The sequence below is a fragment of the Methylobacterium sp. 001424705 genome, from assembly GCF_059816145.1.
The window spans coordinates 201,523-216,681 of the sequence record NZ_JCBANU010000003.1 but is presented as its reverse complement, the minus strand read 5'-3'; the positions used below and the strand labels follow the sequence as shown (position 1 = coordinate 216,681).

General features: G+C 68.5%; 10 protein-coding genes. 1 reads left to right on the top strand and 9 read right to left on the bottom strand.

Annotation, left to right across the window (positions count from 1 at the left end):
* Positions 1 to 40 precede the first annotated feature (40 nt).
* The 3 genes from AC6EUL_RS04515 to AC6EUL_RS04505 form a co-directional block, all read right to left on the bottom strand.
* Positions 41 to 2,203 (bottom strand): malate synthase G, encoded by a 2,163-nt coding sequence (locus AC6EUL_RS04515; RefSeq protein ID WP_499869083.1) that lies wholly within the window; start codon positions 2,201 to 2,203, stop codon positions 41 to 43.
* A gap of 391 nt (positions 2,204 to 2,594) precedes the next feature.
* Complete coding sequence (locus AC6EUL_RS04510) at positions 2,595 to 3,434, bottom strand: bifunctional allantoicase/(S)-ureidoglycine aminohydrolase (RefSeq protein ID WP_499869081.1); 840 nt, start codon at positions 3,432 to 3,434, stop codon at positions 2,595 to 2,597.
* Between the two features lie 85 nt (positions 3,435 to 3,519).
* Entirely contained in the window at positions 3,520 to 4,830 is a 1,311-nt protein-coding gene (locus AC6EUL_RS04505) for a dicarboxylate/amino acid:cation symporter (protein WP_056216510.1), read from the bottom strand.
* Between the two features lie 203 nt (positions 4,831 to 5,033).
* Between AC6EUL_RS04505 and AC6EUL_RS04500 the strand changes: the two genes are divergently transcribed.
* Complete coding sequence (locus tag AC6EUL_RS04500) at positions 5,034 to 5,912, top strand: LysR family transcriptional regulator (RefSeq protein ID WP_056380944.1); 879 nt, start codon at positions 5,034 to 5,036, stop codon at positions 5,910 to 5,912.
* Positions 5,913 to 6,166: 254 nt separating this feature from the next.
* Here AC6EUL_RS04500 and AC6EUL_RS04495 read toward each other — a convergent pair whose 3' ends face one another.
* From AC6EUL_RS04495 to AC6EUL_RS04470, 6 genes are all read right to left on the bottom strand, one after another.
* Positions 6,167 to 6,844: a response regulator gene (locus AC6EUL_RS04495; RefSeq protein WP_244472526.1), complete on the bottom strand. Its 678-nt coding sequence runs from the start codon at positions 6,842 to 6,844 to the stop codon at positions 6,167 to 6,169.
* Positions 6,834 to 7,988, bottom strand: coding sequence for a sensor histidine kinase (locus AC6EUL_RS04490; protein WP_244472527.1), 1,155 nt, complete (start codon positions 7,986 to 7,988; stop codon positions 6,834 to 6,836). The genes AC6EUL_RS04495 and AC6EUL_RS04490 overlap by 11 nt, the downstream gene beginning before the upstream one ends.
* Positions 7,989 to 8,004: 16 nt before the next feature.
* Positions 8,005 to 8,589, bottom strand: a complete 585-nt coding sequence (locus AC6EUL_RS04485) for a methanogen output domain 1-containing protein (RefSeq protein ID WP_499869079.1) — start codon at positions 8,587 to 8,589, stop codon at positions 8,005 to 8,007.
* A 123-nt stretch (positions 8,590 to 8,712) separates the two neighbouring features.
* Positions 8,713 to 10,059, bottom strand: coding sequence for an HlyD family type I secretion periplasmic adaptor subunit (locus AC6EUL_RS04480; protein WP_499869077.1), 1,347 nt, complete (start codon positions 10,057 to 10,059; stop codon positions 8,713 to 8,715).
* A 24-nt stretch (positions 10,060 to 10,083) separates the two neighbouring features.
* On the bottom strand, positions 10,084 to 13,029 hold the full coding sequence (locus AC6EUL_RS04475; RefSeq protein WP_499869103.1) for a cadherin-like domain-containing protein: 2,946 nt from the start codon (positions 13,027 to 13,029) through the stop codon (positions 10,084 to 10,086).
* 308 nt (positions 13,030 to 13,337) lie between these two features.
* Positions 13,338 to 15,104, bottom strand: a complete 1,767-nt coding sequence (locus AC6EUL_RS04470) for a type I secretion system permease/ATPase (RefSeq protein ID WP_499869075.1) — start codon at positions 15,102 to 15,104, stop codon at positions 13,338 to 13,340.
* Positions 15,105 to 15,159: the final 55 nt, after the last annotated feature.

Genomic DNA, 15,159 nt, shown 5'->3' with positions numbered 1-15,159 from the left:
GAGCGCCGCGGCACCCGGCTCGGGTGGATGGGAAGCCGGTCTAGCGGGCCGCCTTCGCGGCGCGGCGGCGCTCGGTGAGGATCCATTCCGTGTAGCCGTTCGGCTGCGCGCGGCCCTTGAAGACGAGGTCGCTGGCTGCCTGGAAGGCCGGGCCGTCGTAGTCCGGGGCCATGGGGCGGTAGAGCGGATCGCCGGCGTTCTGGCGATCGACCACCTTCGCCATCCGCTTGAGCGCCGTCATCACCTGCTCCTCGCTGACGACGCCGTGATGGAGCCAGTTCGCGATGTGCTGCGACGAGATCCGCAAGGTCGCCCGGTCCTCCATCAGCCCGACATCGTGGATGTCCGGCACCTTCGAGCAGCCCACGCCCTGGTCGATCCAGCGGACGACGTAGCCGAGGATGCCCTGGACGTTGTTGTCGATCTCCTGGGCCACGTCGTCGGGGGCGAAGTTCGACCGGGCCAGCGGGATCTCGAGGATCTCGTCGAGGGCCGAGCGCGGCCGGCGGGCGAGTTCCACCTGCCGCGCCCGCACGTCGGTCTCGTGATAGTGCAGCGCGTGCAGGGTCGCGGCGGTGGGCGACGGCACCCAGGCCGTGCTCGCGCCCGCCTTGGGGTGGGCGCCCTTCTGCATCAGCATGTCGGCCATGGCGTCGGGGGCCGCCCACATGCCCTTGCCGATCTGCGCCCGGTCGAGCAGGCCGCAGACGAGGCCGACATCGACGTTGTTCTCCTCGTAGCCCTTGATCCAGGGCGTCGCCTTCATGTCGTTCTTGCGAATGACCGGGCCGGCCTCCATCGCGGTGTGGATCTCGTCCCCCGTGCGGTCGAGGAAGCCCGTGTTGATGAACACGACCCGCTCGGCCGCGGCCGCGATGCAGGCGGCGAGGTTGACCGTGGTGCGGCGCTCCTCGTCCATGATGCCCATCTTGAGGGTGTTCGCGTCGAGACCCAGCATGGCCTCCACGCGTCCGAACAGTTCGACCGCTAAGGCGACCTCCTCGGGCCCGTGCATCTTCGGCTTGACGATGTAGACCGAACCGCGCCGGCTGTTGCGCAGGCCGGAATCCCCCTTGAGATCGTGGATCGCGATCATCGCGGTGACCGCGGCGTCGAGCATGCCCTCGGGGATCTCGCGGCCCTCGGCGTCGAGCACCGCATCGGTGTCCATGTGGTGGCCGACATTGCGCACCAGCATCAGGGAGCGGCCCGGCACCACCACCTCGCCGCCGTTCGGCGCGATGTAGTGCCGGTCGGGGTTGAGGCGCCGCTCCAGGGTGCGGCCGTCCTTGTGGAGGGAGGCCGTCAAGGTCCCGTTCATCAGGCCGAGCCAGTTGCGGTAGACGACGACCTTGTCGTCGGCATCGACCGTGGCCACGGAATCCTCGAGATCCATGATCGTCGAGACGGCCGATTCCAGCAGGATGTCGGCGACGCCGGACGCATCGAAGCGACCGATCCGATGCGTCCGGTCGAGGACGACCTCGACGTGCAGCCCGTGGTGCCGCAGGAGCAGGGAGGCGGGCATGCTGGCCCGGCCGCGATAGCCCACGAAGAGATCCGGTCGCGCGAGCGGGACGGTCTCTCCGGTGTTCATGTTGCCGACGAGCCCGCCCTGCTCGACCGCATAGGTGACCACGTCGGCATGGCGGCCGCCGGCCAGCGGCACGAAGCGGTCGAGGTAGCTGCGGGCGCGGGTCACGACCCGGGCGCCGCGGGCGCGGTTGTAGCCGCCGCTGCGGATCGCGCCGCCCTCCTCCGAGACCGCGTCGGTGCCGTAGAGGGCATCGTAGAGCGAGCCCCAGCGGGCATTGGCGGCGTTGAGGGCGTAGCGGGCGTTCGAGACCGGCACGACGAGCTGCGGCCCGGCGATGCGGGCGATCTCGTCGTCGACGTTCTCCGTCCGCACCGCCACCGGTCCCGGATCGGGCAGCAGATAGCCGATGTCCTTCAGGTACGTCTTGTAGGCCGCCGGATCGAACGGCTTGCCGGCCCGCTCCCGGTGCCAGGCGTCGAGCTGCCCCTGGAGCGTATCGCGCTTGGCCAGCAGGGCCCGGTTCTTCGGCGTCAGGTCGCGCACGATCGCGCCGAGGCCGCCCCAGAACACCTCGGGCGAGATGCCGGTCCCGGGCAGGGCCTCCTCCGCGACGAAATCGTACAGCACGCGGGCGACGGCGAGGCCGCCGATATCCATTCGATCCATCTTCGATCCATTCACGGAAGGTTTGCGCTGGAATGCCACCGGCCGCGGTCGTCGCCAACCCACCGATGTCGAACGCCCGGTCTCGAGTTCTCGCGCAGGGCGTCCCGAAGCCCGACGACGTCCCTGCGACCGTCGTCTCGGCGAGGGCCGCCCGCGCCGGGGTGCGGAAAGCTCCGAGCCGGTGTCCGGAGGGCCACGCAATAGACGCGCCGACCGAGATCGACAAACCCGGTGGGTTGTCGGCACCGGGGCCTCCTGCCCGGCCCCGGGGCGCAGAGGCGCGCTCGGGGGGCGGTGGGCGATCGTCCGGATCGCCGCACGGGCGCGCACGATGCGGGCCCGGGTCAGCCAGGGGCGGGAGGGCGCCGCGTCGCGCTCCGCCCTCCGCCGCTCATCGCCGGCCCCGGAAGGGTGAGAGGGGGGCGTGCCGGTTGACGTCCTTGTAGAGGAGGTATCGGAAGGGTCCGGGTCCTCCGGCGTAGCAGGCCTGGGGGCAGTAGGCGCGCAGCCAGAGGAAGTCTCCGGCCTGGACCTCGACCCAGTCCCGGTTGAGGCGGTAGACGGCCTTGCCCTCGAGGATGAAGAGGCCGTGCTCCATGACGTGGGTCTCCTCGAAGGGGATCGAGGCGCCGGGGCGCAGGGCGACGATGTTGACGTGCATGTCGTGGCGCAGATCGTCGGGGGCGACGAAGCGGGTGGTGGCCCAGGCCCCGTCGGTGCCGGGCATGGGCACGGGGGCGACGGCGGTCTCGTGGGTGACGAAGGCGGGGGGCACCTCGAGGCCGGGCACGGGGGTGTAGGCCTTGCGGATCCAGTGGAAGCGGGTCGGTCCGGCCCCGTCGTTGCGCAGGCTCCAGGTGGTGCCGGGGGGCAGGTAGGCGTAGGCGCCGGGGGTGAGGGCGTGGACCTGTCCGTCGCGGACGAGGCGGGCCTGTCCCTCGACGACGAACAGCACGGCCTGGGCCTCGGGGTCGGGTTCGGGCCGCTCGCTGCCGCCGCTGGGGGCGAGGGTGACGAGGTACTGGGCGAAGGTCTCGGAGAAGCCCGAGAGGGGGCGAGCCAGCATCCAGGCCTGGGTGTGCTCCCAGAAGGGCAGGACGGAGGTGACGATGTCGCTCATCACGCCCCGGGGGATGACGGCGTAGGCCTCGGTGAACACGGCCCTGCCGGTCATCAGCGCGGTCTGGGACGGCAGGCCGCCGCAGGGCGGGTTGTAGGGCGAGGCGGTCATGAAGGCGTCTCCGATGATCCGGGTTGGACTGGCGGCAGCCCGGCTTGGCAGCCGTGCCACCGCATGGGGCAGGTGTCGGGGGGCGTCAGGCCGAACGTGGTTCCGCGATCGGCGTCTCGAGGATCGCGGCCGTGTCCGTCGTACCGTGGCCATCGAGGACACGCCGGGCCTGCGCCCGGTCGATGTCGCCTTCCCATGCGGCGATCACCACCGTCGCCACGCAGTTGCCGATCAGGTTGCCCAGCGCCCGGGCGATGCCGACGAACCAATCGATCGACAGCACGAGCACCAGTCCGATGACGGGGATTTCCGGGACCGCCGACAGGGTGGCGGCCAGCACGACGATGGCCGAGCCGGGCACGCCGTGCGCGCCCTTCGAGGTCAGGAGCGCGATGCCGAGGATCAGCATCAGGTGTCCGAAGGAGAGATCCGTGTTGGTGGCCTGGGCGATGAACACCGTGGCGAGGGTCAGGTAGAGTGAGAAGGCATCGAGGTTGAACGAATATCCGGTCGGGATCACGAGGCCGACGGTCGAATCCTTGATGCCGAGGCGCTCCAGCTTGCGCATGACCTGCGGCAGCACGCAGTCCGAGGAGGCGGTGCCGGCCACGACGGTCAGTTCCTCGCGCAGGTAGGCGAGCAGCTTGAGGATGCTGAACCCGGCCAGGCGCAGGATGCCGCCGAGCACCACGAAGACGAAGAACGCCACGCCCGCGTAGAACAGCACCACCAGCAGGCCGAGCTGCTTCAGCGAACCGACGCCGTACTTGCCCACCGTGAAGGCGACGGCGCCGAGCACGCCGAGCGGGGCGAGCCTGACGATGAAGCCGATGATCTTGAACAGAACCTCCGTGATGCGCTCCAGGCTGTCGGCCAGCGGCTTGCCGCGCTCGCCCAGAAGGGACAGGCCGGAGCCGAACAGGATCGCGATGATGAGAACCTGCAGGATATCGCCCTTGGCGAAGGCATCGACCAACGTGGTCGGAATGAGCTTCATCAGGAAGTCGACGGTTCCCGTGACCTGACCGACCCGGTCGGTGTAGCCGGCGATCGATTTCGCGTCCAAGGTCGCCACATCGACGTTCATGCCGTGGCCGGGGGCGAACGCGTAGGCGAGGACGAGGCCGAGCACTAGGGCGAGGGTCGTCACCGCCTCGAAGTAGATCAGGGACTTGAGCCCGACGCGACCGACCTTCCGCAGGTCGCCGGCGCCGACGATGCCGTGAACGACGACGCCGAAGACCAGCGGTGCGATCGCCATCTTGATCAGCTTGATGAAGCCGTCGCCGAGGGGCTTCAGCGTGACCGCAAAGTTCGGCCAGACCATGCCCAGGACGATGCCGAGCACCAGGGCGGCGACAACCTGCCCGAACAACGACGCGAAGAACCGCTTCATCATAACGCCTGTACCTCTTCGCGCCGTTCCGTGTCTTGACACCCCGGTTCGACGCGATGTCGTCCGCCCTGCAGGATTCGTGCTGGCATTTTCCTGCATGGTCGTTCGGGTGCCGCCGCTACGGCGGCACCATGTTGCCAGGAAATCTAGACGTCAAATATTTGATATGTCTTGATTGAGATCTTCTCGCTATGACTGAGCGTATGGAACTCCGGCACCTCCGCTACTTCGTGGCCGTCGCCCGCCATCTCAGCTTCACCGCCGCCGCCGAGAGCCTCGGTGTCGCTCAGCCGCCCCTGAGCCAGCAGATCCGCGATCTCGAAGCGGAGATCGGCACCGCGCTGTTCGAACGGACGACGCGTCGCGTGTCGTTGACGCGGGCGGGTACCGACTTCCTCGCGCAGGCGCGCGAGATCCTGGACAAGTCCGGCGAAGCCATCGGACGCGCGCGCGCCATCGGTGCCGGCGCGGCCGGCATCGTCAATGTCGGCCTGACGGGGTCGATGCTGGCCGGCCCCCTCGGGCGCGCCATCCGCGACTTCTCGGTCACCTATCCCGACGTCGATCTGCGGATCCACGAAATGTCGCCGGACCGCCAGATCTCGATGCTGAAGGCTGGACAGACCGACATCAGTTTCCTGCGCAGCCCACCCCAGGACCTCGACCTCGCCAGCGAACGCGCCTGGTGCGAGACCGTCACCCTCGTCCTGCCGAAAGGCCACCGCCTGGCCAGGACGGCGGCGATCGACCTCGCCGATCTGAGCCGCGAGCGGTTCGTGTTCCTGCGGCTCTCGGATTCGCTGTTCGCGAAATATCTTTGGGAGTGCTGCGTCGAAGCCGGGTTCACCCCGGACATCACGCATCAGGTCGTCGAAGCCGCCTCGCTGACGAGCCTCGTCGCGACGGGGCTCGGGATCGCCATCATTCCGGAATTCGTCGCCCGCCTGGCGCACGCGGACGTCGTCTACAAACCCATCAGGGGGAAACCGATCCACGCCGACGTCTATGCCCTGTGGCCGAGGGAGAAGGCCGGGCCTCTGATCGGCAACTTCCTGGACCGTGTTCGCTCCGCCAGACCATAGTTCGCGAAGGCCGCTGCTGGCAGTATCGGGCGTGGAGAGGAAAGGTGCGGAGGACCGGGGTTCGGTCATCGGGCCCCGGCACGACACGGTCATGGCCGTGCGCCGCGCCCTGGAGGATGACGGCGTCGAATTCACCGCCGCGGCAGGTAGGAAGCCGGGAGTACGCGAGGCCCGGTCCAAGATGACCGACCCGGCCTCGAACAACCTTCAGTTTCCCACCGAGCCTGGCCGCCCCGAACGACCGTAGAACGATCTCACCGGACGGGAATCTCACCCTGCAGCCAACCTTGCAGGATGGCGAACTGGACGATCTGCGCGCGGCTGGTGATGCCCAGCTTGCAGCATGCTCGCCCCTTCTGGGCTTCGATGGCCTTCGCCGTTGCCCCGACCTGGGATCCGATCTCCTTGCTGGTGTAGCCGTAGGCCACGGATTTCAGGATCTCCCGCTCCCGTTCCGTGAGCGAGGACTTGCCCTCGTGGGCGTGGGTCCAGGCGACCGGGCTTGGGTGGGCGGAGCCGTGCCCGGGAAGGAGCGGGTCGACGTAGGTCCCGCCGGCGCGCACGGCCTCGACGGCCTGCACGATGTTCAGGAAGGCCGAGCGCTTCAGGACGTAGGCGCAGGCCCCGGCCTCGAACGCTTGGTCGACATAGACCCGGCTCTCGTACACGCTCAGGATGATCGCCCGGGTCCTGCTCCGGCGGTCGACGAGCGTGCGGATCACCGCGACGCCGTTCATGTCGGGCATGGCAAGGTCCAGGATGGCGATGTCCGGGGATAGGTCCGCGATGGCCTGCACCGCCGCCGTGCCGCCGTCCACCGACGCGACGATCTCGACGAGGCCCGTGTTGCTGAGGAGGTCGGCGACCCCGTGGCGGAAGACGGGGTGGTCGTCCGCAAGCACGATGCGGATCGGGGCGCGATCAGGCATCATGGTCGACGTCACTCCCCAGGCGTATCCGCGCGACCACGGACGTACCCTGTCCGGGCGAGGACTCGACTTGCAGGCTGCCTCCGATGAGGGCCATGCGTTCGCGCATCCCGATCAATCCGAGCTTGCCCTGGGTGACCAGCAAGTGGGACGAGGCATCGTCGGCCTCGAAGCCCGTGCCGTCGTCGTCGACCGTGAGGGTGAGGCGTCCCGGGCTGAACAGAAGGACGACCGAGACGTAGCTCGGCAGCCCCGCGTGCTTGGCCACGTTGGTGAGCGCCTCCTGCGTGATGCGATAGAGCGTGATGGCATGCTCGGCGGGCAGGTGGAATTCCTTGCCGCTGACCTGCAACTCGGTCGCGATGCGCGTGGTGCGGCTCCACTCCTCCACGAGGTAGCGAAGCGCCGTCACGAAACCGAACTCGTCGAGCGCCGCGGGTCGTAATTCCAGGGTGACGCGACGCAGAGCCTCTCCCACCTGCTGGGCTTGATCGAGGAGGCGGTCGAGTTCGGAGCGCGCATCGTCGCTGGAGAGGTAAGGCAGCAGACGTCGCAATCCGAAATTCAGGGCGACCAGATGCTGGCCCGCATGATCATGAAGGTCGCGCGCGAGCCGACGTCGCTCGTCCTGCCCGGCGCGGTACAGCCGCGTCAGCACCTCGTCGCGTTCCCGTTCGGCCCCCACGCGTGCGGCTGCGTCCGCCTCGAGCCGAGCAAGCAGGTCTTCTCGCTCCTGAAGCAACGCCTGCATTTCCCGAGTGCGCCGCCGGCGTTCCAGCATGACGCGTCGGGCATCGTAAAGCTTCGAGGCGAGGATCCCGAACCGACGGCCGAGCCCCAGCCCGTCGAGATGCAGCACGACGAGCGTGCCGCCCTCGAAACCGCCCAATCGCGCGCGCGTGCCATGGCAGGAATGGCGCTCGAGACTTCCGTCCTCGCATTGGAGGAAGAGCGTTCCGGGCAACGTGGCGGAGGAGGAGGCGCAGCGCTCGAGATAGCGACGGAACTCCACCTCGGTGGCTTTCTGAACGGGTAGGACGTCGCCGATCCGTAGACCGTCCAACGCCTCGCGCGCCGAGGCGTTGGCGGCTTGGAGTTCCCCGCCTCGCCAAACGATGAGCATTGGAGCGGGGACGAACTCGAACAAGGCCTCGAAGTCGGACCTAGACGTCACCCGTCCCGAAGTAGTCCTGTCCTCCCTCGTCGGGGGCATCAGGGTCGAGGTCAATGACGATCCGGCAGCCCGTGCCGCCGCGGGCGATGGTATCTGCAAGCGTGATTCGCCCATATCCTTGGCTCTCCGCAACCATGTGACCAAAGACGTTCGAGGTCACCATGCACATCGAGGGGGACCTCTTCACCAGGTCGCCGAACGGGCAGCGTCGGTTGCCGAGCACGATGCGCCGGGGCGTCGTCTCGATGAGGTAGAAATCCCCGCCCAGGCGTCGCTTGAGGTCGATCATGGCGTCCACGGTGGCGACGAGGTCCAGCCGACGGGGGCCCGCCACCCGAAGGTATCGCGCCTTGATCTCTTCCGAGACGGCCATGCCGACCAGGGCGATGAAGCCACTGGCCTCCGACCTGCCGACGGTATCCTCCAGGGCGCCGGCGAAGGCACCGAAAACCATGCCGAGGAAATCCTCTCGGTCGATGCCAATCGGTGCGTTCTCGAAATCCGGGATGCCAACGGCTTCTCGGCACATCGGCGGCCTCCCCCCTCCAGACTTATTGCCACCTTCGTAGCACATCGATGCAGCGAAACCACTAAGTCTTAGTCGGTAGGAATACCGAGGGATGACATATTTTCCGTCATATTCTGACTCGATTGAAGATCGAGGCGGAATATGCAGTCATCTGCATCATATGTGTTGTCATCTCTCCCGGAAGCTGCGCGTGAACTGATCCTGGATCGGCTTCACGAGGTAGGAGAGGGCCGTGCGCTCCTCGGTCGCGACGTGGACCTCCACGGGCATGCCGGGCACCAAGCGGGCTCTCTCGCCCAGACGGTTCAACTCCCCCTCATTCAGCTCGACGTACCCGACGTAGAAGGCATCGTCCTTGCCGCCTTTGGTCGTCGACGGCGAGACATAGGTCAGCCTTCCCTTGAGTTCGGGGGTCGTCCTCTGGTTGAAGGCGGTGAACCGCAGCTTGGCCGGACGGCCGACACCGATCTGGTCGATGCTCGCCGGAGAAATGCGAACCTCGATCCGGAGCATGGCGTCCGCGGGCACGACGGTCGCGAGCACGTCCGCCGGCGTGACCACGCCGCCGACGGTGAAGGCCTTCAGCTCGTGCAGGACGCCCGTGGCCGGCGCGCGGATCTCGGTCCGCGTCAGCCGATCCTCCAAGGCGATGCGCCGATTGCCCAATTCCGCGAGCTTGGCATCGACGACGCTGAGTTCCTTCTGGGCCTCGGTGCGCGCGGTATCCGTGATGGCCAGAAGCTGGACCCGGATCTCGCTCGTGCGCACCTTGGCCCGGGCGATGGAGGCTTCCAGCGACCCCTGTTCACCGGTCAGGCGGTGCCGGTCGCGGCTGATGGGCAGGAACTTCGAACTCTCGAACAGGTGCTTGTCGACGAGGCCCTGCAGCTTGCCGTGCTCGCTCGTGAGGATCGCGAGCTCGTCCCGCTTGGCATCCTTCTGCTTGACCAGGCCTGCGACCTCCTCGGCCACCTGACCGATCTGCAACTCCAACTGCTGGCGCTGGCTGTCGCGGCTGGCGAGGTTGCCACGGAACAGGCGGCTCTCGCCATCAAGGATGGCCAGCGCCTCCGCGGCGCCGTCCGATATGCTCGCGGGGAAGGCGATGTCGCGAAGCCCGTCCCGTTCGGCCAGCAGGCGCGCCTTCTTAGCCGACAACTCCACCAGTTGCCCCCGGACGATCGCCAGTTCGGCCCGTGTCTGGGCGTCGTCGATGCGGATGAGGATCTGACCGGCCGTCACGGCCTGCCCGTCTCGGACAAGGATGGCGCCGACGACCCCCCCGTCCCTGTGCTGGACCGCCTTGGCGTTCTGATCGACGGTGACCGCGCCCGGTGCCATGATGGCGCCGTTGAGGTCGGTCGTCGCGGCCCATCCTCCCACCCCGATCAGGAGGCTCACGCCCAGCGCGAACCCGAGGGCGATACGGGGGATGACGGAGAAGGAGGGGTCCGTCCCATGGTCGATCCCGTCGAGAGGCCTGGGGCGATGGACACCGATGGTTCGCGTACTCATGGTCCGGTCCCTTCGATGGATGGATCAATGGATGGGTGTGTTGGCCGGTGACGCGGCCGTCGGCTTCTCGACGAAGAGCAGGGTGTGGTGGCCGTCGAGGACGAGGGTCGTCTCGAAGGAGTCGTTCCCGTCGAGGTCGGCCGAGATGACGGTCACGTCGCCCTCGTCGAAGAGCGCGGCCCGGTAGCGGATGCCCGACACGGTGCCGTCGTTGCGGTCCATCGCCTCGGACAGCGAGTGGCCGACGACGCCCGACCCGTTCTCGAAGAAGGACCATCTCAGAAGGTCGACGTAATCCCCGACTGAGAAGTCGGTGATCTCGACGGAACGGGTTGCCTCCGAGCTCCCGGAGCGCGGGTGGAACCCGTAGCCGTCGTTGCCGCCTCCGCCCGTGAGCACGACATCGTCGTCGCCGATGATGAAGCGGTCGTCACCCGATCCGGCTACGATGCGTTCAATGGAATCGACCCTGTCCTCTCCGAGCTCGGTGCCCGAAACGACATGATTGACGAGATCGACGAGCAGGTCTCCGGTCGCGCTGCTCAGGTCCAGCGTATCCGAGCCGTCATCGCCATCGACATGGTCGTCGTCGCCATCCAACGCGAGGATGATCCGATCGTCGCCGGCGCCCGCGCGTAGGGTATCACACCCGGCTCCGTCGCGGAGCGTATCGCGACCCGAGCCGCCATCGAGGAGATCGTCGCCCCCGCGTCCCGCAATAAGGTCATCCCCATCTCCGCCAATCAGGCGGTTGCTCCCGTCACCGCCGGACAGGGTATCGTCGCCGGATCCACCGATCAGCGCCTCCAGCCCATCAAGGAGATCCCGTCCCGTCTCGGCCCCGGTCGCGATGCCTATGAGCAGGTCGGCGGAGATGCCCGCCCGCGTCCCGGAGAGGTCGAGCGTATCCAGACCAACACCGCCGTCGAACCGGTCGGCCTCCCCGTCCGACGATGCGATGAGGATGTCATCGCCGGTGCCGCCCAGCGCGACGTCGCGGCCGTCCCCGTCGAGAATCGTGTCGTCGCCGTCGCCCCCGTCGAGCCCGTCGTTTCCGGCCCCGCCCGAAACGTGGTCGCGGCCCGCGCCACCGGAGAGGGTGTTGGCGGCTGCGCTCCCCGACAGCGTGTCGGCACCAGATCCGCCCCGGACGTCCTCGATCGAGACGAGGAGGTCATGGCCAGTCTCGGCGGCCACCGAGGTACCAGCGGTGAGATCAACCGTAACACCGGATGCGGTCGTGGAAACGTCGAACGTGTCTGTCCCGTCGCCTCCATCGAAGCGGTCGGAATCTCCGTCACGCGCAGCCATGACGATATCGTCGCCTGAGCCTCCGAGAACCGTATCCGATCCCGTCCCGTCCGCGAGGGTATCGTTGTCCGCTCCGCCGTCGACGAGATCGTTGCCGGCCCCGCCCGACACCGTGTCCCGTCCGGCCCCTCCGCGGAGGACCTCGCCCACCGAGCTCCCGGTCAGGACGTCGTCGCCCGATCCTGCCCGGACAACCTCGACGGACGCGACCGTGTCGCGTCCCGACCCCTGACCAATGGCCGTGCCGGCGACCAGGTCGACCACGACATCGGTGTCAAGGCTCGACAGATCGAGCGTATCCGTCCCTTCGCCGCCGTCGAAACGGTCGGCCTCGCCGTCCAGGGACGCCACGAGGACGTCGTCCCCGTCTTGCCCCAAGGCTACGTCCCGCCCCTGCCCGTCGGAGAGGACGTCGTTGCCATCGCCCCCTTCCAGACGGTCGTCCCCGAGGCCGCCGGAAACGACGTCGCGCCCGGCGCCGCCGAACGCGACGTCGGCCCCCTCCGACCCGTCGAGGCGATCATCGCCCACCTCGCCGAGGAGCAAGTCGCTCCCCATCCCTCCGACGAGGATATCGCTGCCATCTCCGCCGTCGAGCAGGTCGTCCCCGGCGTCGCCCAACAGGATGTCGTCGCCCTCCTCGCCGAAGAGGCGGTCGTTGCCGTTTCCCCCCGAGACCCGATCCGCCCCCGTCCCCGCGAGCACGACGTCGTTCCCGTCGCCGCCCAGGATCACGTCGTCCCCGGCGCCGCCGACGATGTGGTCGTCCCCGGCGCCGCCATCGATGATGTCGGCCGAGGCACGGGCGTCGATGTTGTCGTTGCCACCCCGGCCGTCGATCTCGTCCGCGCACAGCGTTCCGAGCAAGAGGTCGTCGCCGTCCGTGCCAATCATCGGCTCGTGTTCGACGACGTTGAAGACCGCCGTCTGGGTGACGGCGAGTTCGCCATCCGTGACCTCGTACGTGATGGTGACCGGACCGAGGCCATCGGCGTCGTACACCCAGCCGTCGCCGTCGCGGGCCAGCGACCCGGAGGAGACCGTGACGTTGCGGACCGAGAGGCTGTCGCCATCGGGATCCTCGACGTTTCGGAGCAGGTCGGACAGGGCGATGGGAAGCAGCGCGCAGGCGGCCATGTCGGCGAGGTAGACCGCGCCGTTGGTGGTCGGCGCACGGTTGCGCCGGCCTGCAGAGCCGTCCCCGTCATCGTTCGAGGCCGGACGAGGCGTGACGGCGCCGGCGCCGTTCCCCGCGTCGTCGCCGGACCCGGGAGGATTGTCGGCGCCGTTTCCCCTGTCCCCGCCGTTGGTCTGCTTGCCGGGGCCGGCGGTATCCTGTCCCGCGGGACGGTCCGCGTCCGACGGCGTGCCCCTGCCGCCGCCGGGAAGGTCATCGGTGTCGCCCAACCCGCCGGGCGGTCGGGTCGCGGGATCATCGAGGTTTTCGGATCCCGCTCCCTCGTCACCATTGTCCTTGTCCCGGCCCCCCCCGCCGCCGCCGCCGCCGCGGACGCCGGGGGCCCGGTCGGCATTGTCGTTGATGGGGCGTGGGATGACGGGTGACGCCTTGAAGTCGTTGAGGTTCGGCTGGGGGTCGTGCCGGGCGAAATGGAGCGTATGCGCTTGGAGGTGGGTGGCATCGTACTCCGGTGAGGGCATCTCCGTTTGGGGCACGACCCCGGATGACCCCAGCAGGTGATGCTCGTCGGGTGTCTCGCCCGGATCCACGTCCGACGAGGCCATGACGACGAGCTTGGGTGCGGCCTTCGTCTCGTGTCCGGCGGCGCTGGGCTCGACCTCGGCATGAACCGAGGTGTGGAACAGGGACTTCAGGTATCCGGCCACGGCAGCGACCGCGAGGGCCAGGTAGTAGGGCGTGGTCGACGACTTGCCGGCTTCCTTCAGCGCGTACTTCTGCGCTCCGGTCTGGGAGGCTTCGCCGGTCTTCGTGCCCTTCGTCTCGATGATCATGCCGGCACCCGCTCCATGACGGAGCGCTCCCTTGCGATCTTGGCCGGATCGGCACCGGCCGATGCGTCGCGCACGGCCTTGCCGAGAATGGCTTCCTTGGGCCCGAAGGCGGTCAGCTTGCCGTCCTGGACGACCGCGATGGTGTCGACGGCCGCCAGCACGCTCGGTCGGTGCGCGATCACCACCGCGATGCCGCCGCGGGCGCGCACGCCCTGGATGGCGGCGGCCAGGGCCGCCTCGCCCTCGCCGTCGAGGTTGGAGTTCGGCTCGTCGAGCACGAGCAGGAAGGGGTTGCCGTACAACGCCCGCGCGAGGGCGATGCGCTGGCGCTGGCCGCCGGACAGGGCGGTCCCGAACGGGCCGAGTTCGGTGCGGTAGCCGTCGGGCAACCGCAGGATCATCTCGTGGACACCCGCGGCGCGGGCGGCGGCGACGACCAGGGCCGGATCGGCATCCTGCGCCAGGCGGGAGATGTTCTCCTCGACCGTCGCGTCCATCAGGCAGACCTCCTGGGGCAGGTAGCCGATGATGCGGCCGAGGCTGTCCTCGTCCCATTGCGACAGGTCGGCCCCGTCGAGGCGGATGCCGCCGCGCAGGAGGGGCCAGATGCCCGTCAGGGCCCGGCTCAGGGTGGTCTTGCCGCCGCCGCTGGGGCCGATGACGCCCAGCGCTTGGCCCGCCTGGAGCTCGAACGCGACGTCCGACAGCAGCACCCGCCCCGAGCCGGGCGCCGCCACCGTGATCGACCCCACGCGGAGGGACGAGTGCGGCATCGGCAACGGCATCGGCCGGTCGACGCCGGACAGGGCCACGAGGGTCTCCGTCAGCCGCCCGAAGGCCTTGCGGGCCACGGCGATGCCCTTCCAGTTGCCCACGGTCTGGTCGATGGGGGCCAGGGCGCGGGCCGAGGTGATGGATGCCGCGATGATGGACCCTGCGGAGAGCTCGCCGCCGATGACGAGGTAGGCCCCGAGTCCCAGCACGGCCGATTGCAGGATCATGCGCAGGACGCGAGAGATGGCGGCGAAGGTTCCGGTGATGTCCGTCGTCCGGGTCTGGAGTTCCAGGTGCTCGTTGTTGGCGAGGCGGTATCGGTCGACGGCCCGCTCCGCGAACCCCATCGCCTTCAGGACGTCGGCGTTGCGGGCGTTCGAGTCGGCGATGGCATTGCGGGCCACCACGGCCTGCTGGGTCGCCCCCGTCCACCGCCGGGTCAGCAGTTCGGTGAGGATGGTGAGGAGGGTGAGGAGGGCGGCGCCGGCGACGGTGAGTGCCCCGAGCCAGGGGTGGAGCATGTAGACGAAGACGAGGAAGACCGGCGTCCAGGGCAGGTCGAAGAGCGCCACGAGCCCCGGGCTTCCCAGGAAGCCGCGGACCGTGTCGACGTCCCGGCTGCGTTCCATCGCCTCCGCGGTGGAGAAACCGAAGCGCGGCATGTCGATGGAGACACGCTGCGCCAGGGGCGCGATCCGGCGGTCGAGCTGCGCCCCGATCCGCACGAGGATCTGCTGGCGCAGGACGTCGAACAGGCCCTGGAAGACGTAGAGGCCGATGGCAAGCGTCGAGAGCCCGACGAGGGTCGGCAGGCTGCCGCTCGGCAGCGCCCGGTCGTAGACCTGGAGCATGTAGAACGACCCGGTCAGGGCGAGGATGTTGATGATGCCCGACATCGCGACGAGGAACACGAACGGCATCCCGAAATGCCGGGTCAGCGCCTCTGTGCTTCGCTTCTGGGCGAGTTGCTTCTGATCCCTGGAACGCATGTCTCAATCCCCCATGAGCGCGGTTGGGCGGGAGGGGCCCGATGCCGGGCCCTTT